Raw genomic sequence first — 24,015 nt, 5'->3', positions numbered from 1 at the left:
GGCCGCGCGCGTTGTTGCCGGCATCCTGCGTGATTATCTTGGCGGGCAGGCCCTTGCAGACCCTGGCGGACCCATGCGCTTCCTCGCCGCTCTCCTTATCGCGTCGGTCCTGCCCCTGGCAGCCCCGGCCAACGAACCCGCTGCCGCCTCCGAGGCGCCGGCGCGCGTGGTGCCGTCGGTCACCGTCGCGCCGGCCGCCCGGACCGAGGTCCAGGCCCGCGTCCCGGTGTCCGGCAGCATCGTCGCGCGCCAGCTGGTGCGGGTCTTTGCGCATGTGTCGGGCCCGGAACTGACGCAGATCCTGGCCGAGCCCGGCGACAGCGTGACCAAGGGCCAGGTGCTGGCGCGCCTGTCCACCGACACCCTTGCCGCCCAGCTTGAGCAGGCCCGCGCCGAATACCAGCGGGCCGAGGCCGGGATCGGCCAGGCGCAAAGCACCATCGACAGCGCGCAGGCTTCCCTTACGCAGGCGCAGGCGGTGCTGGCGCGGGTGCAGCGGCTGCGCGAGGGGGGCACGGCCCCGCAATCCGCGCTGGACGACGCCATCGCCGCCGAGGCCAATGCCCGCGCCCAGGCCGCATCCGCCGCCGACGGCCTTGCGGTGGCCCGGGCCGCCCTGGCCCAGGCCGAGGCCGCGCTTCGCATCGCCCGGCTGAACCTGGACCGGGCCGAGATCGTGGCCCCCGTGGATGGCGTGGTAGTGGCCCGCGACGCCGAACTGGGCACGCTTGCCGGCGTGGGCGGCGGCGAGCCGATGTTCGTCCTTCTGGCCGATGGCGCCGTCGAGATGTCGGCCGAGGTGATCGAGACCGCGCTGGGCGGCCTGAAGGTCGGCGACCGGGCTGAGATCAGCGTGGCGGGCGCGGGCATGGTGACGGGGCGGGTGCGCCTGGTCCCGGCGGCGGTCGATCCGGTGACGCGGCTGGGGGTCATGCGCATCACGCTTGACCGGGGCGAAGGAATCCGGATCGGGCAGTTCGCCAGCGGATGGGTCATCACCGACCGCCGGCAGGCCGTGACGGTTCCCGCATCCGCCGTCCTGGCCGATGAGCAGGGCGAGCGCGTTCAGGTCGTCCACGAGGGCATGGTCCAGACGCGCCCGGTCCGGGCGGGGCTTCTGTGGGATGGCCGGCGCGAGATCCTGGAGGGGGTGGCCCCGGGCGAACAGGTCATCGCGCGGTCCGGCGCCTTCTTCCGCACCGGCGACAGGGTCCGCCCGGTCCCCGCCGGGCAGGAAGACCAGCCATGAACTTCGCGACGCTGTCGATCCGCCACCCCGTCCCGCCGGTCGCGCTGTTTCTGGTCCTGCTGATCGCCGGGCTTTACAGCTTTGCCCGCCTGCCGGTCACGGCCATGCCCAACGTCGACCTGCCCCTGGTGCAGGTGACCATCGCCCAGCCCGGGGCCGCGCCTTCGGAACTGACCAGCCAGGTCATCCAGCCGGTCGAGGACAGCATCGCCTCTGTCACCGGGGTGCGCCACATCACCTCGAACGCGACCGACGGCGCCGCCGTGATCGTGGTCGAGTTCGAGCTGGAGACGAACAGCGACCGTGCCGTGAACGACGTCAAGGACGCCGTGTCCAACGTCCGCCAGCAACTGCCCGAAAGCATCAACGAACCCCTGGTGCAGCGGCTGGACGTGACGGGAATGCCGATCCTGACCTATGCGGTCAGCGACCCCACCCAGTCGATCGAGGCGCTGTCGAAGTTCGTGGACGACGTCATCGGACGAGAGCTTTCGACCGTGGACGGGGTGGGCAAGACCAGCCGCATCGGCGGCGCGGCGCGCGAGATCAAGGTGGAACTGGACCCGGACCGGCTGCTGGCCCACGGGCTGACGGCGGCGAACGTGTCGAACCAGCTTCGCGCCCGCAACATCGACCTGGGCGGCGGGCGGGGCGATCTGGCCGGGCGGGAATACGCGATCCGCACCCTGGGCGCGGCCGACAGCGTCGAGCAACTGGCCGGGACGCCCATCTCGATCGCCGGGGGGCGCACGATCCGGCTGGACCAGCTTGGCCAGGTGATCGACGGCCCGGCCGAGGAACGCAGCTTCGCCCTGCTGGACGGCCAGCCCGTGGTGGCCTTCGGCATCTACCGCACCACCGGGGCGTCGGATCTGGGGGCGGGCGACGGCGCCAAGGAACGGCTGGCGCAGATCGCCGAGCGCCACCCGAACATCCGCATCAGCCTGATCGACGACGCCACCACATATACCCGGGCCAGCTATGAAAGCGCCATGCACACGCTGTACGAAGGGGCGGCGCTGGCGGTGGTGGTGGTGTTCCTGTTTCTCAGGAACTGGCGGGCCACGCTGGTCGCCGCGGTGGCCCTGCCGCTGTCGATCATCCCGACCTTTCTGGTCATGGACTGGCTGGGCTTCACGCTGAACGCCATCAGCCTGCTGGGCATCACCCTGGTGACCGGCATCCTGGTCGACGACGCCATCGTCGAGATCGAGAACATCGTCCGCCACATCGGCATGGGCGCCCCGCCCTACGAGGCCAGCGAGGAAGCCGCGACCGAGATCGGGCTGACGGTCATCGCGATCAGCTTCTCCATCGTCGCGGTCTTCGCGCCGGTCAGCTTCATGGGCGGCATCCCGGGGCAGTTCTTCAAGCAGTTCGGGCTGACGGTGGCGGCCTCGGTGCTGTTCTCGCTGCTGGTGGCGCGGATCATCACGCCGATGATGGCGGCCTATCTGATGCGCGGCACGGTGCATGGCAGCGAAGGGCGCGACGGCTTCACGATGCGCGCGCTGATGCGCCTGGTCGGCTGGACCATGCGCCACCGCGCCCTGACGCTGCTGACCGGGCTGGGGATCTTCGCCGTCTCGATCTATTCCGCGACGCTGCTGCCCACCGAGTTCATTCCCGAATCCGACATCGGCCGCAGCCAGATCGAGGTGGAACTGCCCCCGGGGGCCACCATCGGCGAAACCGAAGGCGCCGCGCGCCGCCTGTCCGCGCAGATCGCCGAGGTGCCCGAGGTGCAGTCGGTGTTCGTCTACAGCGACGGATCGGACGTGACGCAGGCCCGGGCGATGATCAACTATGGCAAGAAGGACACGCGCGAGCGGTCGCAGTTCGCGCTGGAGGAGGCGCTGAAGGCCCGCCTGTCCGGCACGCCCGACATGCGCGTGAACTTCCAGAACGAGGCCGGCCAGAACGACCTGACGATCAACGTGCTGGGCAGCACCGAGGAAGGCGCGGCGCTTGCCGCCGAACGTCTGGCCGGCGCGATGGCCGATCTGGAGTCGCTGGAAAGCGTGACCACCACGGCGCGGCTGCAGCGGCCCGAAATCCGCATCACGCCGCGCGCCGACGTGGCGGCGCAGCTGGGCGTCTCGGCCAGCGACATGGCGACGACGCTGCGGGTGGCCACGCTGGGCGATGTCGAGGCGAACCTGGCCAAGTTCAACGCGGGCGACGAGCAGATCCCCATCGTCGTGCGCCTGAACGCCGAAGCCCGCGCCGATCTGGCGACGGTCCAGAACCTGCGGGTCGATTCGCTGGCCGGGCAGGTGCCGCTGGGGGCGGTGGCCGATGTCGCGCTGTCGGCCGGGGCGACCGAGATCGGCCGCTATGACCGCCAGTTCCAGACCACCGTCAGCGCCAACCTGGCCGAGGGGCAGCTGCTGGGTCCTGTCAGCGCGCAGGTGACGGCGTTGCAGGCGCAGATCGACCTGCCGCCGGGCACGCTGATCCAGCCATCGGCCGATGCCGAGATCATGGGCGAGGTCTTCGGCGCCTTCGGCACGGCGATGGGCGCGGGGGTGCTGCTGGTCTATGTCGTGCTGGTGCTGCTGTTTCACAACTTCATCACGCCGGTGTCGATCCTGCTGTCGCTGCCCCTGGCCATCGGCGGGGCGATCCTGGCGCTGTTCGCGACCGGCCATTCCATCAGCATGGCGGTGGTGATCGGCTTTCTGATGCTGATGGGGATCGTTACCAAGAACTCGATCATGCTGGTCGAGTTCGCGCTGTCGGCCATCGACCGGGGGGTGGCCAAGCGCGAGGCGATCCTGGACGCCGTGCACAAGCGCGCCCGCCCCATCGTCATGACCACCATCGCCATGAGCGCGGGGATGATCCCCTCGGCCCTGGCGACCGGGGAGGGGGCGAGTTTCGCGCGCCGATGGCGATCGCCGTGATCGGCGGGCTGCTGCTGTCCACCGTCCTGTCGCTGCTGTTCGTGCCGGCGCTGTTTTCGCTGATCCACGGCGGGCAGGGGCGGCTGACCGGCTGGATTGCGCGGTGGGTCGGGCTGAACCGGCCTCGCCAGCCGGCCGAATGAGGAACTTCGCGCAGCGGCCGGCATTGGGTGGGCTGAGGCGAAAAGGAGGCCATTCATGGCAAAGGTTCTGATCATGGCGTCGGACGGGTTCGAGCAGTCCGAGCTGTTCGTGCCGCTGGAAAAGCTGAAGGACAACGGCCATCAGGTCGAGGTGGCGGCGCCGGAGGCAGGCGACATCACGGCATGGGACAAGGACGACTGGGGCAAGACGATCCAGGCCGGCAAGGCCATCGCCGATGTGGGCGCGGGCGATTACGACATCCTGGTGCTGCCCGGGGGCGTCATCAACCCCGACAACCTGCGCACCGATCCGGCCGCGATCAGCCTGATCCGCAGCTTTGCCGAGGCCGGCAAGCCCATCGCGGCGATCTGCCATGCCCCTTGGCTTCTGGCCGAGGCGGGGCTGGCGAAGGGCAGGCGCCTGACCAGCTATGATTCGATCCGCACCGACATGAGGAACGCCGGCGCCGAGGTCGTGGACGAGACGGTGGTGGTGGACGGCGGGATCATCACCAGCCGCAATCCCGGCGATCTGGATGCCTTCGTCGGCGCCATCGAGGATGCGTTGCGCTGATCTGCGTCCCGCGGCCGCCGGGGGACTTCGCGTCCCCCGGACCCCCCGCGGGGTATTTGGACAAAGAAGAAGGGGCGCGGTGAGGCGCCCCTTCCGGTTGTCCGGTCCCGTGTTTCAGGCCAGCATCCCCATCGGGTTTTCCAGGTGGGTGACGATGGCCTCCAGCAGTTGCGCGCCAAGCGCGCCGTCGATGACCCGGTGATCGACCGACAGGGTCATGGACATGACGGTGCGGATCACCACTTCGCCGTTGTCCACCACCGGGGTCTGGATGCCCGCCCCAACGGCCAGGATGGCGCCGTGTGGCGGGTTGATGACCGCGTCGAAGTTCTCGATCCCGAACATGCCGAGGTTGCTGATGGCGAAGCTGCCGCCCTGGTATTCGTGGGGGGCGAGCTTTCTGGACTTGGCGCGGCTGGCGAGATCCTTCATTTCCGCCGACAGCGCCGAGAGCGTCTTCTGGTGCGCGTCCTTCAGGACCGGCGTGAACAAGCCGTTCGCGATCGCCACGGCCACGGCCACGTCCGAGGGCTTCAGCTTCAGGATCCGGTCGCCCGCCCAGACGGCGTTGGCATCGGGCACCTGCTGCAGGGCCAGGGCGCAGGCCTTGATGATGAAGTCGTTGACCGACAGCTTCACGCCCCGCGATTCAAGCTGCCTGTTCAGCATGGCGCGGAACTCCATCAGCGCGTCCAGCCTGGCCGAGCGGCGCAGGTAGAAGTGCGGGATGGTCTGCTTGGCCTCGGAGAGGCGCGCGGCGATGGTGCGGCGCATCCCGTCCAGCGGAACCTCGGTCGTCTCGCGGTCGGCATAGATCTTGAGGATCGAATCGGCCGAGGGGGCCTTGGGGGCCTGCGCCGCAGGCGCGGCGGCAGGGGCGGTTTCCGCTGCTGCGGCGGCGGCGGCGGGCCGGGCCGCCCCGGGCTTTGCGGCCTCGACATCGGCCTTGACGATCCGGCCGCGGGGGCCGGTGCCGGTGATGCCCGACAGGTCGATGCCCTTTTCGGCCGCGATGCGGCGGGCAAGGGGCGAGGCGAAGACGCGATCGCCTTCCGCCCTGGCGGGGGCGGCCTTGGCGGGTCCTGCGTCACCCGCGACCGGGGCGCCGGCAGGGCCGCCATAGCCCTTTTCGGCGGCGGCCTTTTCCTCGGCCGCCGGGGCCGCCCTGGAGGGCGCCGGGGTGGCCGCGGCCGAGGCATCCTCGCCTTCCTCCAGCAGGACGGCGATGGGGGTGTTGACCTTGACCCCGGCGCTGCCCTCGGTCACCAGCAGCTTGCCGATCCGGCCTTCATCGACGGCCTCGAACTCCATCGTGGCCTTGTCGGTCTCGATCTCGGCGATGATGTCGCCGGACTTCACCTCGTCGCCTTCCTTCACCAGCCATTTGGCCAGCGTCCCTTCCTCCATCGTCGGGGACAGCGCGGGCATCAGGATTTCTGTCGGCATGACGCGTTCCCCTTACCTGTAGGTGACTTTTTTCACCGCTTCCACGACCTCGGGGGCGGTGATCAGCGCGTGCTTTTCAAGGTTGGCCGCATAGGGCATGGGCACGTCCTTGCCGGTGCAGTTGATCACCGGGGCGTCAAGGTAGTCGAACGCGTTCTCCATGATGTAGGCGGACAGGTGGTTGCCGATCGAGCCGATCGGAAAGCCCTCCTCGACCGTGACCGCGCGGTTGGTCTTCTTCACCGATGTCAGGATCGTCGCATAGTCGATGGGGCGCAGGGTGCGCAGGTCGATGACCTCGGCCTCGATGCCTTCCTGGGCCAGCTTGTCGGCGGCTTCGAGGGAATGGGCCATGCCGATGCCGAAGCTGATGATGGTCACGTCACTGCCCGCGCGGGCGATGCGGGCCTTGCCGAAGGGGATGGTGAAGTCCGGCAGGTCGGGCACCTCGAAGGACCGGCCATAGAGGATCTCGTTTTCCAGGAAGACCACCGGGTTCGGGTCGCGGATCGCCTGCTTCAGCAGGCCCTTGGCGTCTGCCGCGGAATAGGGCATCGCCACCTTCAGGCCGGGGATCGAGGCATACCAGGCCGCGTAATCCTGGCTGTGCTGGGCGGCCACCCGGGCGGCGGCGCCGTTGGGGCCGCGGAAGACGATGGGGCAACCCATCTGGCCGCCCGACATGTACAGCGTCTTGGCGGCCGAGTTGATGATGTGGTCCATCGCCTGCATGGCGAAGTTGAAGGTCATGAATTCGACGATGGGGCGCAGCCCGGCCAGCGCGGCGCCGGTGCCGATGCCGGCGAAGCCGATCTCGCTGATCGGGGTGTCCACGACGCGGCGGGGTCCGAAGCGGTCCAGCAGGCCCTGGCTGATCTTGTAGGCGCCCTGGTATTCGCCGACTTCCTCGCCCATCAGGAACACGGTCTCGTCGCGGGCCATTTCCTCGGCCATGGCCTCGCGCAGGGCTTCGCGCACGGTCATGGTCTTCATCTTCGTGCCGTCCGGCCAGTCGGGGCTGCGGTCGGGTTCGGGGGTCCTGACGGCCTCGACGGCGGATCTCGCCCGGCTGGCCGCGTTCGTTCGGCCCTTCCCGGGTCGAGGGCGCGGCGACCTGCGCGGGCGCCTTCGCGGCCCTGGCCGTCGTCGCGTCCTCGGCGGATCTCGCTTTCCTCGACCAGGACGGCGATGGGCGTGTTCACCTTCACGCCCTGCGAGCCCTCGGCGATCAGGATCTTGCCCAGGATGCCCTCGTCGACGGCCTCGAACTCCATCGTGGCCTTGTCGGTCTCGATCTCGGCGATGATGTCGCCGGCTTTCACGGCGTCGCCTTCCTGCTTCAGCCATTTCGCCAGCGTGCCTTCCTCCATGGTCGGCGACAGGGCGGGCATCAGGATTTCGGTGGCCATTCGTTCAACCCTCCCTCAGGCGTGTTCTTCGGCGCTGCCCTGGGGCAGGTCCTCGGCGTAGATGTCGGTCCACAGTTCTTCCAGCGCGGGTTCCGGGCTGTCCTTGGCGAACTCGGCCGCGTCGTTGACGATGTCCTTGATGTCCTTGTCGATGGCCTTCAGGTCGTCCTCGGAGGCGTGCTTGCCCTGCAGCAGCAGCTCGCGGACGTGTTCGATGGCGTCGCGTTCGTCGCGCATCTTCTGCACCTCCTCGCGGGTGCGGTACTTGGCCGGGTCGGACATGGAATGGCCGCGATAGCGGTAGGTCATCACCTCGAGGATGTAGGGCCCTTCGCCGGCGCGGCAGTGCGCCACGGCCTTTTCGCCGGCGGCCTTCACCGCCAGGACGTCCATGCCGTCCACCTGTTCGCCGGGAATGCCGAAGGCCTCGCCGCGGCCGTAGAGCGTCGTGGACCGGGTGGACCGCTTCATCGAGGTGCCCATCGCGTACTGGTTGTTCTCGATCACGAAGACCACCGGCAGATCCCAGAGTTCGGCCATGTTGTAGGTCTCGTAGACCTGGCCCTGGTTGGCGGCGCCGTCCCCGAAATAGGCGAAGGTCACGTTGTCGGTGCCCAGATACTTGTCGGCGAAGGCCAGGCCCGCGCCCAGCGGAACCTGCGCCGCCACGATGCCGTGGCCGCCGTAGAAATGCTTTTCGCGGCTGAACATGTGCATCGAGCCGCCCTTGCCCTTGGAATATCCCCCCTCGCGCCCGGTCAGTTCGGCCATGACGCCGCGCGCGGACATGCCGCAGGCCAGCATGTGGCCGTGGTCGCGATAGCTGGTGATGCGCTTGTCGCCTTCCTTGGCGGCGGCCTCGAGGCCCACCACCACGGCTTCCTGGCCGATATACAGGTGGCAGAACCCGCCGATCAGACCCATGCCGTAAAGCTGGCCGGCCTTCTCCTCGAAGCGGCGGATCAGCAGCATGTCGCGGTAATACTTCAGCAAATCGTCGCGCGACACGTTCGGCGGCGCCTCGCTGGTCGCTGTCTGGGTTGCGGGGGCGGGCTTTCTGGCCATGCGGGGATCCTCCTCGAAGCGCGGTCGGACTAGTTCACCGTTAAACTATCCGTAGCGCAACAGCCTAGGGGCCGCAATCCGCGAACGGGCGGGTCCTCAGCGCAGGATCATCTCGTCGGCGCGGATCAGCCCCAGGATCTCGCGGGCGCGTTCGTCCAGCAGATCCAGGTCCAGATATTCGTCCGACAGCCGCCGGGTCAGGTTCTGCATCTCCTGCACCTCGGCCCTCAGCTTGTCGCGTTCCGCCGCCAGTTCGGCCGTCTCGGCCTCGATCTGGATGCGGCGCAGGATGCCCGACGGGCCCTGGACCGCCGCGAAGGCGAAGTACAGGCCCAAGGCCACGGCCAGGGCCAGAAGCACGGTGGCGCTGATGGAAAGTCGCTGCGACATGACGGGCGGTCCGGGTTGTTCGCCGAGATCATGCCACAGGGGAACGGGCAGGAAAATCCCGGATCAGGCGTTCCGCCGGAACATCGCCTCGAGCCGGGCGGCTTCCTCGGCCAGACCGAAGGGGGGTTGAGGATCCACATGCCGGACCCGATCATCGAGTGGCCGGGACGGGCGGGCGGGAAGCCCACCTCCGAACGCAGGGCATCGGGATGGGCTTGCGACAGCGCGGCCAGCATCGGCGCGTGGCGGCCGTCGGTCAGCACCGGATACCACAGCGCGATCACGCCCACGTTCCACTTGCGCGCGATCAGCCCGATCTGGCGGGGGATCGCGGCGTAATCCGCCTTCACCTCGTAGCTGGGGTCGATCAGGATCAGGCCCCGCCGCGGCGTCGGCGGGCAGACGGCCTGCGCCATCTGGAAACCGTCCTGCCGGTGCAGCGTGGCAAAGCCCGCCACCGCCGACAGCGCCGCGTATTCGGCGGGATGCAGTTCGGCCAGATGCGCGTTGTCGCCCGGGCGCAGGAAATGCGCGGCGATCAGCGGCGATCCCGGATACGCCTGGGGCCCGTGGCTGCGCCGGATCTGCGCCAGGACGGCCAGCAGCGGGTGGTCGGGCGGCAGCCAGCCCCGGCTTTCGGCCCGCTGGACGCCAAGCCGCGCCTCGCCCGTCTTGGCGGCCTCGGCGCTGTCCAGCCGGTAAAGCCCGCGCCCGGCATGGGTTTCCAGATAGGACAGCGGCTTGTCCTTGCGGGTCAGGTAGGCCAGCGCCTGCGCCAGCAGCGCGTGCTTGTGCAGGTCGGCCAGATTTCCCGCGTGGTAGGCGTGCTGATAGCTGAGCATGGTCCCCGCTTATCCCGAACGCCGCCCCGGCGGAACCCTGGCCGGTGCCGACCGCAGGTCCGAGCGCCCATGAAAAAGCGGCGGCGCCCAGGGAGGAGGAGGGGGCGCCGCCGCACAACGCTGGCCCGGGGAGGAGGGAGGGCCGCGTATGGGGTGCGGCAAGGCCGGGAGGGAGGAGAGGCCGTTGCCGCCAACGGACGGACCCGGGGAGGAGGAGGGGGTCCGCCGTATCGGGTGCCGCAGACGGGGCGGCTATGAGAGAGGCGGCGGCGCCCAGGGAGGAGGAGGGGGCGCCGCCGCGCAACGCTGGCCCGGGGAGGAGGGAGGGCCGCGTATGGGGTGCGGCAAGGCCGGGAGGGAGGAAAGGCCGTTGCCGCCAACGGACGGACCCGGGGAGGAGGAGAGGGCCCGCCGTATCGGATGCCGCAAATGAGGCGGCTATGTCTTGTGCGGCGGCCCCTGAGGGAGGAGACCGGGGCCGCCGTCCGACGCAGGAACCCCAGGGAGGAGAAAGGGTTCCGGCGCTGTCTTCGGGCGGCATCCTCGTATGGGAGGAGAGAGGATGCCGCCTGTTCCGTCCCGGGAGGAGGGGGACGGAAAGCCTGTCCTTACTTGGCGCCCCAGGCCGCGTCCTCGGCCAGCTGGGGGATCATCGCCCGGTTGATGCCCAGATCCGCCAGATCGCGGTTCGTCAGCGCGTTCAGTTCGCGGACCGTCTGCCGATAGATGGCGCGGCGGGCGCGGTTTTCCTGCATGTGCTGGATCGCGGCCAACAAACGGCCGGCAATGCCCGTGGCAGCGGCGTTATGGGAATGAGCGATAGCAGCCATGATATGTCCTTTCAGCGTCTGCGCCCTGCCCGGATGGCCCGGCGCCTTTCGATGAACCCAAGATGGCCGTAATGCTGCGGATGCACAATGGATCCTTCGGGAATGCTGCCATGCAGCATCCGCATGACTGCCGGTTCAGGCCCCGCCTTTCGCTTTGAAAAACATGTCGGATTTGTGACGAATGTTCGTCGTTAGCGATTACGCCGCGACGCAAAATGATGCAGGATGGCGCCTGCAGCTCGTCCTTTGCCGCGATTTGCATCAGGTGGTTGATGCCGCCGGCCCGGTGACCCATGTTGGCGCAAAGTTGCAATACAGGTCCTGACATGTCCGTGAACCGTGAAGCTGCCCTAAGGGAAATCTCCGACATCGTCCTTCCGGACGGCCGGACGCTGGAAAATGCCGATCTCGTCAGGGCTTTCACGGTCGAGGGGGACACCGTCAGATTCGTGCTCGAGGTCGCGGATGCGGGCGTGGCGCGCAGCCTTGCCCCGGTCGAGGCCGAGGCCAAGCGCCGCCTTCAGGCGATGCCGGGCGTGGACAAGGTGCAGATCGTGATGACCGCCCCGGCCGGCAGGCCCCAGGGCCAGCCGGTCCGCAGTTCGGGCGCGGCCCCGTCCCTGCAGATCGGGCGGCACCCGACGCCGCAGGCCGGGCCGCAGCCGATCCCGGGTGTGAACAGCATCATCGCCATCGGCTCGGGCAAGGGCGGGGTGGGCAAGTCCACCGTCACCTCGAACCTGGCCGTGGCGCTGGCCCGCGCCGGCCGGCGCGTGGGCCTGCTGGACGCCGACATCTACGGCCCCTCGCAGCCGCGCATGATGGGCATCTCGGGGCGGCCCGCCAGTCCCGACGGCCAGCGCATCGAGCCGCTGCACGCGCACGGCGTCACGGTCATGTCCATCGGCCTGATGCTGAAGGAAGGCGAGGCGGTCGTCTGGCGCGGGCCGATGCTGATGGGCGCGATGCAGCAGATGCTGCAGCAGGTCAACTGGGGCGAACTCGACGTGCTGCTGATCGACCTGCCGCCAGGCACCGGGGACGTGCAGCTGAGCCTGTGCCAGAAGGCCTCGGTCAACGGGGCGATCATCGTGTCCACGCCGCAGGACGTGGCGCTTCTGGACGCACGGCGCGCCATCGACATGTTCAACAAGCTCAAGACCCCGATCCTGGGTCTGGTCGAGAACATGTCCAGCTATGTCTGCCCGAACTGCGGGCACGAGGCGCATCTGTTCGGCCACGGTGGCGTCGCGGCCGAGGCGCGGGCGCTGGGTCTTCCCTTCCTGGGAGAGTTGCCGCTGGAACTGGCTACTCGCCTTGGGGGTGATTCGGGGGAACCCGCTGCCCTTGGAGGTGGTGTGACGGCCCAGGCCTACGGCCAGCTGGCAGATCGCCTGGTGGCGCAGGGTCTGGCCTGATTCCGTCTCTCGGCTGGGAAAACGCGGGAATGCCAGGTTTTGCTGGGCTTGCTGCCCACAGCGCCTTTCACGCCGTCGTGAGGCCCCGTGAGAGGCTTGTGCGCTAGCGATACTTTTCCTGTGGATAACCGGCAACAGCCTGCGGCAGCCGCACCGGCAGGCCCTGCCGCGTGATGTGCAGACGTCAAAAGTTAATCCCCGAGATCTTGGGGAAAATCTGGGCGTGTGCCGCAACAGCTTGGGGCATCACGTGATTCGCCGGCCCCCTGCCGGCCGGTGCGGCAATCCGCCGTTCGCGTTTTGGCTTCATCAGTGGACGCAGAATTCCATTGCTTCCCATGAATTCCCATGTCACAACCGGATCACGAAGACGGGCAGTAAAGGGGCGACCAAGACCCCAAAGGCGAAGCAGGCTTTCATACAGGCGTCCGTTTTCCAATAAGGCCGTCCGCAGGCGCGAGCAGCACCTCCCCCAGGTGTCGCCTGACAAGGACGGACCCCGAAAAACGGGGAGAGACCGTGGGAACGAGGGCGGCGGATCGGGCAGTGGCAGCAGCCCGGTCCGCCCTTTCTCTTTCAGGCGGGCTGAAGGGCTGGGCAGTGAGGCAGGGCCAAGGTGGCGCGGAAATTCAGAGGCACTGAATCCGTCAAGGTCGATGGCAAGGGCCGGATGTCCGTCCCCGCCCGGCTGCGCCGCGTATTCGACGCCGGCGATCCCGCCTTTGCCACCGCCAATACCGGACGCACGCAGCTTGTGGCGGTCTATGGCCCAGACTGGTGGAACTGGATCGAACTTTACACCATCGAGGCCATCGAGGAGATCGACCAGCAGATCGACAGGCTGACGCGCGGCAGCCCGCAGCGCCGCTGGCTGGAAATGCTGATGAACGGCCAGTCCACCGATCTGGAGATCGACAGGGAAGGCCGGCTGGTCCTGCCCCAGAAGCTGCGCGAGAAGCTGGGCCTGTCCGACGGCACCGAGACGATCTTCGAATCGCGTGGCGACTACATCCAGGTCTATCACCCCGATTCGCGGCCCAAGGATGTCGCGGCGCTCGAGGACTTCACCGCCCAGCACGGAGCCGAGTTCGACCCGCGGTCCTTCCTCGACCAGGCGGACGAGGGCTGAGGCATGGCGGATCCCCATGTCCCGGTGCTTCTCGATCCGCTGCTGCGGGCGGTCGGTCCCGTCACCGGCACCTGGCTGGACGGCACCTTCGGCGCGGGCGGCTATGCGCGCGGGCTGCTGGCGGCGGGGGCGGACCGGGTGATCGGCCTGGACCGCGATCCCCTGGTCTTCCAGATGGCCGCGTCCTGGGCGGCCGGATACGGCGACCGGCTGCGGCTGGTGGCCGGCACCTTCTCGGATCTCGATTCGCTGGCCGCAGAGCCGCTGGACGGCGTGGTGCTGGATCTGGGGGTCAGTTCGATGCAGCTGGATCAGGCGGACCGCGGCTTCTCGTTCCTGCGCGACGGGCCGCTGGACATGCGGATGGAGCAGGCAGGCCCATCGGCCGCCGATCTGCTGAACACCGCAAAGGAAGCCGTGATCGCCGATGTCCTTTATCATTACGGCGAGGAGCGCGCCGCCCGCCGCATCGCGCGGGCCATCGTCGCCGCGCGTCCCCTGACCCGCACGGCGGAACTGGCCGAGGTTGTCGCGTCCTGCCTGCCGCGCCCCAAGCCGGGCCAGAGCCACCCCGCCACCCGCAGCTTCCAGGCCATTCGCATCTGGGTCAACGACGAGTTCCGCCAGCTTGTCGAGGGCCTGTCCGCCGCCGAACGCGCCCTGAAGCCGGGCGGCAGGCTGGCCGTGGTCAGCTTCCATTCGCTCGAGGATCGGATCGTCAAGCGCTTCATGCAGGCGCGGTCGAACAGCGCGGGCGGGGGCAGCCGCTATGCGCCGGCGCAGGACAGCGCGCCGCCGGCTTTCACCATGCCCTTCCGCCGCGCCATCGGCCCCGATCCTGACGAGGAAGCCCGCAACCCCCGCGCCCGGTCGGCGCTGCTGCGGGTGGCGGTTCGGACCGACGCCCCCGCCGGTCCGGTCGATGCCCAGGCGCTGGCCATGCCCAGCCTTCCGAAAGGGGCCGCTGATGCGCCCGCTGACCTATCTGGCCTGCACCCTCCTGGTGATGGCGCTGGCTTTCTGGGCCTATCGCGAGAATTACCGCACCCAGGCCTCGTTAAGCGAGATGAAGCAGATCCAGCGCGAGATCGCCGGCCTGCGCGAGGATCTGGGCGTGCTGCGGGCCGAATGGGCCTATCTGAACCGCCCCGAGCGGCTGCGCGAACTGGTGGACCTGAACTTCGACCGCCTGCAGCTGATCCCGCGCGAGGCCGGGCAGGTGGTGGGCCTGGGCAACATCGACTATCCCAAGCCGCCCGCGCCGCCTCTGCCCGAAGCCGAAGCGCAAGGCGAACCTGAACCCGGCGCCGACGCCGCCCCCGTGGAGTGATTGTCATGATCCGCATCCCCCTGCGCCCCCTGGCCAGAATCCTCCGCGCCCGCGAAAGCGGCCAGAACCCCGACGAGATCGAGGCCGAGGCCCGCCGCCTGCGCCACGAGGCGATCCAGGACCGCGCCCGCCGCCGGGCCGAGGGACGGCTGGCGCTGATGGCAAGCTGCTTCGTGCTGGCCTTCGGCGTGGTGGGGGTCCGCATGGGCACCCTGGCCTCCAGCGACCCGATCGAACCGCAAAGCGCGGTCATGTCGGCGCAGATCGTCTCGCAGCGCGCCGACATCACCGACCGGCACGGGCGGGTGCTGGCCACCAACCTCCTGACCCATTCGCTTTACGCCCATCCCCACCAGATGGTCGATCCGGTGGGCGCGGCGAACGAACTGGCGCGCATCTTCCCCGATCTGGACGCGGCCGAGCTGACGCGCGACTTCACCGGCAGCCGCAAGTTCATGTGGATCAAGCGCAAGATGTCGCCCGAACAGATGCAGGCCGTCCACGACATCGGCGAGCCGGGCCTGCTGTTCGGCCCGCGCGAGATGCGCGTCTATCCCAACGGCCACATCGCCAGCCATATCCTGGGCGGGTCGGGCTTCGGCAACGAGGGCGTGGACAGCGCCGAGGTCCTGGGCGTCGCGGGCGTCGAGAAGGCCTTCGACGGATGGCTGCGCGATCCGGCAAACGAAGGCGCGCCGCTGCAACTGTCCATCGACCTGTCGGTGCAGTCGGCGATGGAGCAGGTGCTGGCATCGGGCATGGAGGTGATGAGCGCCAAGGGCGCCACCGGCATCCTGATGGAGATCAAGACGGGCGAGATCCTGGCGATGGCCAGCCTGCCCGACTTCGACCCGAACGAGCGGCCGCGCCCGCTGCTGAAGGGCGATCCCTCGGACAGCCCGCTGTTCAACCGCGCGGTGCAGGGGCAGTACGAACTGGGATCGACCTTCAAGATCTTCCCGGTCGCGCAGGCGATCGACCTGCAGATCGTCAATCCCAACACCGGCATCAACACCACCACGCCGATGCGGATCGGCAAGTACCGGATCAGCGACTTCTCGAACTATGGCCCGCAGCTGTCGGTGACGGACGTGATCGTGAAATCGTCGAACGTCGGCACGGTCAGGATCGCGCAGATGCTGGGCGTGGAGCGGCAGAAGGAGTTCCTGCGCAAGCTGGGCTTCTTCGAGCCGCTGCCCATCGAGATGGTCGAGGCCCCGACCGGCAAGCCGCTGGTGCCCAGCCGCTGGCCCGCCGTGACCGCCGCCACGGTGTCCTTTGGCCACGGCCTTGCGGCAAGCCCGCTGCATCTGGCCGCCGCTTATGCGACCATTGCCAACGGCGGCAGGAAGGTGACGCCCACCCTGATCCACGGCCGCACCCGCCCCGAGGGCGAGCAGATCCTGTCCGAGCGCGCCGCCGCCCGCGCGGTCGAGATGCTGCGCCAGGTCGTCACCCGGGGCACCGCCAAGCAGGCCGAGGTCGAGGGTTACGAGGTCGCCGGCAAGACCGGCACCGCCGACAAGCCGCGTCCCTCGGGCGGGTATTACGACAACAAGGTGGTGGCCAACTTCGCCTCGGTTTTTCCGGCAAGCGCGCCGAAATACGTGCTGATCGTGGCGCTGGACGAACCCTCGGCCACCGGGCCGGGGGGCGAGACGCGCACCGCGGGCACCACCGCCGCCCCGGTCGCGGGCGCCATGATCCGCCGGCTTGCGCCCCTGGTCGGGCTGGAACCCGCCACCGACGGAAACCTGCCGGTCTTCGAGCCCCGCTTCGCGCCCCGTGTTGAATCGCAACCGGCAGCTGAGCTAAAGGTCGTCGCAAATCAATGACGGGTAGGACTGTGGGGCAAGGCACGAAGACGCTGTCGCGGCTGGGGCTGCGGGCCAGGGACGGGCGCGACCCGGCCATCACCGGGTTGTCGCTGGACAGCCGCACCGTGAAGCCCGGCCATCTGTTCGCCGCCCTGCCCGGATCGGCTCTGCACGGCGCCGAGTTCATCCCCTATGCCTTGCGGATGCAGGCAGCGGCCGTCCTGACCGACCGGGCAGGGGCCGAGATGGCGGCCGAGGCGCTGTCCGGCTGGGACGGCGCCGTGGTCGTGGCCGAGGATGCGCGCGCCGCCCTGGCCGGGGCGGCGGCGCTGTGGTTCGAATCGCAGCCCGATCACGTGGTGGCCGTCACCGGAACGTCCGGCAAGACCAGCGTCGCCAGCTTCACCCGCCAGATCTGGCAGCATCTGGGCCACCGGGCGGTCAGCCTGGGCACCATGGGCGTCGAGGGGGATTATCAGGCCAAGCTGGCCCACACCACGCCCGACCCCCTGACCCTGCACCGCATCCTGGCCGAGGCGGCGCAGGCAGGGGTCAGTCACGCGGCGATGGAGGCGTCCAGCCACGGCCTTGATCAGCGCCGTCTGGACGGGGTTCGGGTCGAGGCCGGCGCCTTCACCAACTTCAGCCAGGATCACCTGGACTATCATGCGGGCTTCGACGACTATTTCGCCGCCAAGGCCTTGCTGTTCAACCGCATCCTGGAAGACGGCGCGGCCGCCGTCATCAACGTCGATGGCGAACGCGGCCGGCAGATGCTGGACATCGCCACCGATCGCGGGCTCGCTGTCACCACCGTCGGGCGGGGCGACAACGCCATGCTGCGGATCCTGGGACAGCGCTATGATGCGACCGGGCAGGATCTGCGCTTCTCGCTGATGGGCCAGCCGCATCTGGTCCGCCTGCCGCTGATCGGCGGTTTCCAGGCCGAAAACGTGCTGGCGGCGATGGGGCTTGTGCTGGCCAGCGGCGATTCCGCCGAGACCGCCCTGCGCGCGCTTCCCGAACTGCGCACCGTGCGCGGGCGGATGCAACTTGTCGCGCAGCGCGAAAACGGCGCGACCGTCTTTGTCGATTACGCCCACAAGCCGGGCGCGGTCGTCGCCGCCCTGCAGTCGCTGCGCCCGCATGTCCTGGGCCGCATCGTCTGCGTGATCGGCGCCGGCGGCGACCGCGACCGCGGCAAGCGCCCGCTGATGGGCGAGGCCGCGCGCCAGTTCGCCGACGTGGTGATCGTCACCGACGACAACCCCCGGACCGAGGATCCGGCGGCCATCCGCGCCGCGGTCATGGAGGGCGCCGGCCCCGATGCCACCGAGGTCGCCGACCGGGCCGAGGCGATCCTGCGGGGCGTCGATGCGCTGCTGCCGGGCGATGCGCTGCTGATCTGCGGCAAGGGCCACGAGACCGGCCAGATCATCGGTGCCGATGTCTATCCCTTCGACGATGCCGAACAGGCATCCGTCGCCGTCGCAGCACTGGACGGCAAGATATGAGCCTGTGGACAGCCGAAGAAGCCGCCGCCGCGACGGGCGGCCGGGCGCAGGGGGACTGGGTGGCGACGGGGGTTTCCATCGACACCCGCACGATCCGGCCGGGCGATCTGTTTGTGGCGCTCACCGACGCGCGCGATGGCCACGACTTCGTCGCGCAGGCCCTGGACAAGGGCGCGGCGGCGGCCCTGGTCGGCCGCATCCCCGAGGGCGTGGCGGCCGACGCGCCGCTGCTGGTGGTGGCGGACGTTCTGGCCGCCCTGGAAGGGCTGGGCAGGGCCGGCCGGGGGCGCATGACGGGCAAGGTCATCGCCATCACCGGCTCGGTCGGCAAGACCTCGACCAAGGACATGGCCCGGGCGGCGCTGGCGGGGCAAGGCCGGATCCACGCCGCCGAGGCCAGCTACAACAACCACTGGGGCGTGCCGCTGACGCTGGCCCGGATGGCGCGAGACACCGACTTCGCCATCGTCGAGATCGGCATGAACCACCCGGGCGAGATCGCGCCGCTGTCGCGCCTGGCCCGTCCGCATGTCGCCATGATCACCACCGTCGCCGCAGCCCACCTGGAAGCCTTTGGCGCCATCGAAGGCATCGCCCGCGAGAAGGGTTCGATCTTCGAGGGGCTGGAGCCCCTGGGCCACGCCATCCTCCCCGAGGATCTGCCGGTCACGCCGATCCTGCGCGATTGCGCGGACGCGGCCGGCGCCCTGGTGATGGGGTTCGGCCGGGACGGCCAAGCCAAGCTGGTCCATGCCCGTCCCCAGGGCGGCGCCCTGGCCTGCCGCGCCCGGATCGGCGGCGAGACCGTCGATTTCACGCTGCAGACCACCGGCGTGCATTTCGCCATGAATGCCGTGGGGGTGCTGGCCGCGCTGGCCGCCGCAGGCGCCGACCTGAAGCAGGCCGCCCGCCGCCTGGGCGACTGGCTGCCCCCGAAGGGGCGCGGCGCGGTCGAGGATCTGGCCGGCATCCGCCTGATCGACGACGCCTACAACGCCAACCCCACCTCGCTTTCGGCCGGTCTTGCCACGCTGGCGGGGCTCGAGGGCGGCCGCCGCGTCGCCATCCTGGGCGACATGCTGGAACTGGGCCAGGACGAGATCGCCATGCACCGGGCCATGGCCCACGACCCCGCGATGGCCCGGGTGGATCTGGTCCACAGCGCCGGCCCCCGGATGCGCCATCTTCATGACGCGCTGCCCGCCGGGAAACGCGGCCTCTGGGCGGATAGCGCGACGGACCTGGCCGACCGTGTGGCCGACCTGGTGGCACCCGGCGACATCGTGCTGGTCAAGGGATCCAAGTCCTCGAAGATTGCGACCGTGGTTGACGCCTTGCGCCGCAGGGCGCAGACGCCTGCCTTACAAGCGAAAGAATAACCGATGCTCTATTGGCTGAGCGGCCTTTCCGAAGGGGGCGACCTCTTCAACCTGTTCCGCTACATCACCTTCCGGGCAGGCGCGGCCTTCTTCACGGCCCTGATCTTCGGCTTCATCTTCGGGCGTCCCCTGATCAACTTTCTGCGCCGGGTGCAGAAGAAGGGCCAGCCGATCCGCGACGACGGCCCGGAAGGCCATTTCGTCAAGGCGGGCACGCCGACGATGGGGGGCATCCTGATCCTGTCGGCGCTGTTCTTTTCGACGCTTCTCTGGGCGCGGCTGGACAACGGCTATGTCTGGATCGTGCTGCTGGTCACGGCGGGCTATGCCGCGATCGGCTTTGCCGACGATTACGCTAAGGTCAGCAAGCACAACACCAAGGGCGTGTCGGGACGGATCCGCATGGCGCTCGGGCTTGGGCTGGCCTTCGTCGCCTCGGCCTGGGCGATGTGGCTGCATCCGGCAGACCTGACGGGGCAACTGGCGCTGCCGGTCTTCAAGGATGCGCTGATCGATCTGTGGCTCTTCTTCATCCCCTTCGGGATGCTGGTGATCGTGGGATCGGCCAACGCCGTGAATCTGACCGACGGGCTTGACGGGCTGGCGATCATGCCGGTGATGATCGCCGCCGGCACCCTGGGCGTGATCGCCTATACTGTGGGGCGCGTGGACTTCACCGACTACCTGGGCGTCCACCACGTCCCCGGAACCGGCGAGATCCTGATCTTCGTGGCCGCCCTGATCGGCGGGGGCCTGGGCTTCCTGTGGTATAACGCGCCCCCAGCCGCGGTCTTCATGGGCGACACCGGCAGCCTTGCCCTGGGCGGCGCGCTGGGGGCCATCGCGGTCGTCACCAAGCACGAGATCGTGCTGGCCGTCGTCGGCGGTCTGTTCGTGGTCGAGGCGCTGTCGGTCATCATCCAGGTCGCCTATTTCAAGCGCACCGGCCGCCGCGTCTTCCTGATGGCGCCGATCCACCACCACTTCGAAAAGAAGGGCTGGGGCGAAGCACAGATCGTCATCCGCTTCTGGATCATCGCGCTGATCCTGGCGCTGATCGGGCTTGCAACCCTCAAGCTGCGCTGATGCCTGCTTTGGACTTCCAATATCTCCCGGGGGGTTGCCTAGCGAGTCCGCCATCGGTCCGCCGACCGACAGGCAACCGGCGCGAAGCCCCCGGCTTTGACAGGAGCAATCCATGATCCCGGTTCAAGGCGTCGAGGGACAGACCATTGCCGTCCTGGGGCTTGGTCGTTCGGGCAAGGCCACGGCTGCCGCACTGGCCGCTGGCGGCGCAAAGGTTGTTGCCTGGGACGACGGCAACGACACGCGCGCCGCCGCGGCAGCCGATGGTCTGACGATTGCCGACCTGACCCGCGACGACGCCTGGGCGGGCATCAGCGCGCTCATCACCAGTCCCGGCATCCCGCATCTCTACCCCAGGCCGCATCCCGTGATCGCCAAGGCCTATGCCCTGGGGATTCCGGTGGACAACGACATCGGCCTGTTCTTCCGCAGCTATGCGACCGAGGATTGGGAAGGCTTCGACCGTGCGCCCCGCGTGATTGCCGTGACCGGATCGAACGGCAAGTCCACCACCACCGCGCTGATCCACCATATCCTGCGCGAATCGGGCCGGCCGACGCAGATGGGCGGCAACATCGGCACGGGCGTGCTGTCGCTGGAACCCGCCACCGACGGAGAGGTCGTGGTGCTGGAACTGTCCAGCTACCAGACCGAACTCGCCCGCGCGCTGACGCCCGACGTGGCGGTCTTCACCAACCTGTCGCCCGACCACCTGGACCGCCACGGCGGTCCCGGGGGCTATTTCGCCGCCAAGCGCCGGCTGTTCGCCGAAGGCGGGCCGGACCGGGCGGTAATCGGCGTCGATGAAACCGAGGGGCTGTATCTGGCCAACCAGCTGTCGATGGGGCCGGCCGACGACCGGGTGATCCGCGTGTCTTCCGGGCAGAAGCTGGACGGATCGGCCTGGTCGGTTTTCGCCCGCAAGGGGTTCCTGTGCGAATACCGCAAGGGCCGGCAGGCCGCGTCCATCGACCTGCGCAGCGTTCAGGGGCTGCCCGGCGCGCACAATCACCAGAACGCCTGCGCAGCCTATGCCGCCTGCCGCGCCGTGGGCCTTGCCCCGCGCGAGATCGAACAGGCCTTCCACAGCTTTGCCGGCCTGCCGCATCGCAGCCAGACCGTCGCCGAAATCGGCGGCGTCCGCTATGTCAACGATTCCAAGGCCACCAATGTCGATGCGGCGGCCAAGGCCCTGCAGGCCTTCGACCGCATCCGTTGGATCGCCGGCGGCCTGGGCAAGGAGGGCGGCATCGCCGCCCTGGCGCCGCATCTGGGCCGCGTGACCAAGGCCTATCTGATCGGTCATTCGGCCCGCGACTTCGCGCTCGAGATCGGCCAGACCCCCTACGAGATCGCCGAGACGATGGAAGCCGCCGTCGCCCGCGCCGCGGCCGAGGCCGAGCCGGGCGAGACCGTGCTGCTGGCCCCCGCCGCCGCCAGCTTCGACCAGTATCCCAACTTCGAACGGCGCGGCGACCACTTTACCGCGCTCGTGAAGGCCCTGGCCGGCTGATCACGCCCAGTTCGGCGGACGCTTTTCCAAAAAGGCCGCCATGCCCTCGGCGGTTTCGGGCAGCAGGATGTTCTGGCACATCGCGGCGCCGGCCTGGTCGTAAGCCTCGGCCAGGCCCAGGCGCATCTGGTCGTGGAAGGCCCGCTTGCCCAGCCGGATCGCTTGGGGCAGCTTGGCGGCGACGGTGGCCGCCAGGCTCATGGCGGTGTGCGTCAGCGCCTCGGGCGGGGCGATCCGGTTGACCAGGCCAAGCTGCAGGGCGCGGTCGGCGTCGATGAAATCGCCGGTCACCAGCATCTCGAAGGCGGCCTTTGGCGGCACCGCCCGCGTCAGCGCAACCATTGGGGTGGAACAGAACAGGCCGATGTTCACGCCGTTCACGCCGAACCGCGCGCCCGTCGCCGCCACCGCCATGTCGCACGAGGCGACAAGCTGGCATCCGGCCGCCGTGGCGATCCCCTGAACTTCGGCGATGACGGGCTGGGGCAGGTCCTGGATCATCTGCATCATCCGCGCGCAACTGCCGAACAGATCGTCGAAGGCGGCCTTGCCGCCATCCGCCTGCACGCGCGCGCCCTGCATCTGGCGCAGGTCGTGGCCCGCACAGAAGGCCTTGCCGCGGGCCGCAAGCACGATCACCCGGATGCCCGCGTCCGCGGCGATGTCGTCGAACTGCGCGGTCAGCGCCGCGATCATCGCCGGGGATAGGGCGTTGAAGTTTTCGGGGCTGTTCAGTTCCAGCCGGGCGATATGGTCGCGATCCTGCCGCAGGACGAGGTCGTTCATCGTCTTGATCTCCCTTCGGGTTTGGGGCAACTCTACGCCGGGGTCGCCAAGGGGGAAAGCTTGGATATCGTGATGGACGGGCCGGCGCTGAACGCGTTCCTGGCCAGGATCTTTCCGCAGATCGCGGAAAACTGCCGGGTGGAAGGCGTCGCGCAGGACGTCACGACGGTGCGCTGGCTGGTGGACGAACGGCATCTGCGGCCCGGCGGGACCGTCAGCGGACCCACCATCTTCGCCCTGGCCGATTGCGCCGTCTATTGCGCGCTGCTGTCGCGCATCGGCCCGGTCGAGATGGCGGTGACGACCAGCGCCTCGCTGGACTTCCTGCGCAAGCCTGCGGCGGGCCGCGATCTGCTGGCGGAATGCCGGCTGCTCAAGGTGGGGCGCAGCCTTGCCGTGGCCGAGGCGCTGGTCTTTTCCGAAGGAACGCCCGAGCCGGTGGCACGGACCTCGATGACCTACGCGATTCCGCCAAAGCGGCCCTGAAACAGCGGCTTAGTGCGTGGTATCATGGTACCTATTTGGCAGTCCGCTGATTTCACAAGAAAAACAGTCTCTTTCGTCGCTTGACGGCCGGTGCCGGATGGCCGATACACGCGCACCTCGGATTTGCACGACCCTGAAGGGACGAAAGATGAAAACCTATACCGCGAAACCGGCGGAGATCGAGAAGAAGTGGATCCTGATCGACGCCGAGGGCGTCGTTCTGGGCCGCCTCGCCACGATCGTCGCCAATCGCCTGCGCGGCAAGCACAAGCCGACCTTCACCCCGCACATGGACATGGGTGACAATGTCATCATCATCAACGCCGACAAGGTGCAGATGACCGGCAGCAAGCGCGACGACAAGAAATACTACTGGCACACCGGCCATCCGGGCGGCATCAAGCACCGCACCGCGCGCCAGGTGCTGGAAGGCGCCCATCCCGAACGCGTGGTCATCAAGGCCGTCGAGCGCATGATCAGCCGCAACAAGCTGGGCAAGCAGCAGATGACCCACCTGCGCGTCTATGCCGGTGCCGAACACCCGCACGAAGCGCAGCAGCCCGAAGTTCTGGACGTCAAGGTCCTGAACCCCAAGAACACCCGGAGCGCGTGACCATGGCCGAAGACATCAAGAGCCTCGACGATCTGAAATCCGTCGTGTCGGGCACTGCCGCCGTGGCGGAAGCCCCCGTCCGCCGCGAGG

The 24,015-nt window shown here is 68.7% G+C and carries 17 protein-coding genes and 5 pseudogenes (1 of these 22 only partly in view); 15 read left to right on the top strand and 7 right to left on the bottom strand.

Going from position 1 to position 24,015, the window contains the following annotated elements:
• Positions 1-73 precede the first annotated feature (73 nt).
• The 3 genes and pseudogenes from ACZ1HC_RS01290 (at position 74) to ACZ1HC_RS01280 (ending at position 4,872) form a co-directional block, all read left to right on the top strand.
• Entirely contained in the window at positions 74-1,249 is a 1,176-nt protein-coding gene (locus ACZ1HC_RS01290; RefSeq protein ID WP_472698406.1) for an efflux RND transporter periplasmic adaptor subunit, read from the top strand.
• A pseudogene (locus ACZ1HC_RS01285) lies at positions 1,246-4,298 on the top strand (efflux RND transporter permease subunit). Before ACZ1HC_RS01290 ends, ACZ1HC_RS01285 begins: the two are co-directional and overlap by 4 nt.
• 55 nt (positions 4,299-4,353) lie before the next feature.
• A complete protein-coding gene (locus tag ACZ1HC_RS01280) occupies positions 4,354-4,872 on the top strand; it encodes a type 1 glutamine amidotransferase domain-containing protein (protein ID WP_472698405.1) in 519 nt (172 codons plus the stop codon).
• A gap of 114 nt (positions 4,873-4,986) precedes the next feature.
• Here ACZ1HC_RS01280 and ACZ1HC_RS01275 read toward each other — a convergent pair whose 3' ends face one another.
• The 6 genes and pseudogenes from ACZ1HC_RS01275 to ACZ1HC_RS01250 all read right to left on the bottom strand — a co-directional run bounded on the left by ACZ1HC_RS01275 (position 4,987) and on the right by ACZ1HC_RS01250 (position 10,854).
• The gene (locus tag ACZ1HC_RS01275; RefSeq protein WP_472698404.1) at positions 4,987-6,318 is read right to left on the bottom strand and encodes a pyruvate dehydrogenase complex dihydrolipoamide acetyltransferase; all 1,332 of its coding nucleotides are present in this window, start codon (positions 6,316-6,318) and stop codon (positions 4,987-4,989) included.
• Between the two features lie 12 nt (positions 6,319-6,330).
• A pseudogene (locus ACZ1HC_RS01270) lies at positions 6,331-7,727 on the bottom strand (pyruvate dehydrogenase complex E1 component subunit beta).
• A gap of 15 nt (positions 7,728-7,742) precedes the next feature.
• Positions 7,743-8,792 (bottom strand): pyruvate dehydrogenase (acetyl-transferring) E1 component subunit alpha, encoded by a 1,050-nt coding sequence (gene pdhA, locus ACZ1HC_RS01265; protein ID WP_472698403.1) that lies wholly within the window; start codon positions 8,790-8,792, stop codon positions 7,743-7,745.
• A 96-nt stretch (positions 8,793-8,888) separates the two neighbouring features.
• Positions 8,889-9,182: a septum formation initiator family protein gene (locus tag ACZ1HC_RS01260; protein ID WP_472698402.1), complete on the bottom strand. Its 294-nt coding sequence runs from the start codon at positions 9,180-9,182 to the stop codon at positions 8,889-8,891.
• A gap of 63 nt (positions 9,183-9,245) precedes the next feature.
• Positions 9,246-10,024, bottom strand: a pseudogene (gene rlmJ, locus ACZ1HC_RS01255) (23S rRNA (adenine(2030)-N(6))-methyltransferase RlmJ).
• Positions 10,025-10,632: 608 nt separating this feature from the next.
• Positions 10,633-10,854, bottom strand: a complete 222-nt coding sequence (locus tag ACZ1HC_RS01250; RefSeq protein ID WP_472698401.1) for a DUF1127 domain-containing protein — start codon at positions 10,852-10,854, stop codon at positions 10,633-10,635.
• 326 nt (positions 10,855-11,180) lie between these two features.
• On the opposite strand from ACZ1HC_RS01250, the gene ACZ1HC_RS01245 reads away from it, so the two are divergent.
• The 9 genes and pseudogenes from ACZ1HC_RS01245 (at position 11,181) to murD (ending at position 22,040) form a co-directional block, all read left to right on the top strand.
• On the top strand, positions 11,181-12,272 hold the full coding sequence (locus ACZ1HC_RS01245) for an Mrp/NBP35 family ATP-binding protein (protein ID WP_472698400.1): 1,092 nt from the start codon (positions 11,181-11,183) through the stop codon (positions 12,270-12,272).
• Between the two features lie 616 nt (positions 12,273-12,888).
• Positions 12,889-13,401, top strand: coding sequence for a division/cell wall cluster transcriptional repressor MraZ (locus ACZ1HC_RS01240; protein WP_472698399.1), 513 nt, complete (start codon positions 12,889-12,891; stop codon positions 13,399-13,401).
• A 3-nt stretch (positions 13,402-13,404) separates the two neighbouring features.
• Positions 13,405-14,358, top strand: a pseudogene (gene rsmH / locus ACZ1HC_RS01235) (16S rRNA (cytosine(1402)-N(4))-methyltransferase RsmH); the annotation flags it as partial.
• Positions 14,324-14,731 (top strand): cell division protein FtsL, encoded by a 408-nt coding sequence (gene ftsL, locus ACZ1HC_RS01230; protein ID WP_472700746.1) that lies wholly within the window; start codon positions 14,324-14,326, stop codon positions 14,729-14,731. The pseudogene rsmH and the gene ftsL, both read left to right, overlap by 35 nt.
• 5 nt (positions 14,732-14,736) lie before the next feature.
• Positions 14,737-16,566, top strand: coding sequence for a peptidoglycan D,D-transpeptidase FtsI family protein (locus ACZ1HC_RS01225; RefSeq protein ID WP_472698398.1), 1,830 nt, complete (start codon positions 14,737-14,739; stop codon positions 16,564-16,566).
• Positions 16,563-18,062, top strand: coding sequence for a UDP-N-acetylmuramoyl-L-alanyl-D-glutamate--2,6-diaminopimelate ligase (locus tag ACZ1HC_RS01220; RefSeq protein WP_472698397.1), 1,500 nt, complete (start codon positions 16,563-16,565; stop codon positions 18,060-18,062). Before ACZ1HC_RS01225 ends, ACZ1HC_RS01220 begins: the two co-directional genes overlap by 4 nt.
• Entirely contained in the window at positions 18,059-19,441 is a 1,383-nt protein-coding gene (locus ACZ1HC_RS01215) for a UDP-N-acetylmuramoyl-tripeptide--D-alanyl-D-alanine ligase (protein WP_472698396.1), read from the top strand. The genes ACZ1HC_RS01220 and ACZ1HC_RS01215 overlap by 4 nt, the downstream gene beginning before the upstream one ends.
• 3 nt (positions 19,442-19,444) lie before the next feature.
• Positions 19,445-20,527, top strand: a complete 1,083-nt coding sequence (gene mraY / locus ACZ1HC_RS01210) for a phospho-N-acetylmuramoyl-pentapeptide-transferase (RefSeq protein ID WP_472698395.1) — start codon at positions 19,445-19,447, stop codon at positions 20,525-20,527.
• 112 nt (positions 20,528-20,639) lie between these two features.
• Positions 20,640-22,040, top strand: a complete 1,401-nt coding sequence (gene murD, locus ACZ1HC_RS01205; protein ID WP_472698394.1) for a UDP-N-acetylmuramoyl-L-alanine--D-glutamate ligase — start codon at positions 20,640-20,642, stop codon at positions 22,038-22,040.
• Here murD and ACZ1HC_RS01200 read toward each other — a convergent pair whose 3' ends face one another.
• Complete coding sequence (locus tag ACZ1HC_RS01200; RefSeq protein WP_472698393.1) at positions 22,041-22,826, bottom strand: enoyl-CoA hydratase; 786 nt, start codon at positions 22,824-22,826, stop codon at positions 22,041-22,043. It lies immediately after the preceding gene.
• Between the two features lie 60 nt (positions 22,827-22,886).
• Here ACZ1HC_RS01200 and ACZ1HC_RS01195 point away from each other — a divergent pair, with 60 nt between their 5' ends.
• The 3 genes and pseudogenes from ACZ1HC_RS01195 to rpsI all read left to right on the top strand — a co-directional run.
• Positions 22,887-23,312: a PaaI family thioesterase gene (locus tag ACZ1HC_RS01195; RefSeq protein ID WP_472698392.1), complete on the top strand. Its 426-nt coding sequence runs from the start codon at positions 22,887-22,889 to the stop codon at positions 23,310-23,312.
• A 148-nt stretch (positions 23,313-23,460) separates the two neighbouring features.
• On the top strand, positions 23,461-23,925 hold the full coding sequence (rplM, locus tag ACZ1HC_RS01190; RefSeq protein WP_472698391.1) for a 50S ribosomal protein L13: 465 nt from the start codon (positions 23,461-23,463) through the stop codon (positions 23,923-23,925).
• Between the two features lie 2 nt (positions 23,926-23,927).
• Positions 23,928-24,015: pseudogene (gene rpsI / locus ACZ1HC_RS01185) on the top strand (30S ribosomal protein S9) (it continues 417 nt past the right edge of the window).

The organism is Paracoccus sp. BR5-17, assembly GCF_055693925.1.
Note: the sequence above shows the minus strand (reverse complement) of the source record. Positions and strands in the feature narration are given on the sequence as shown.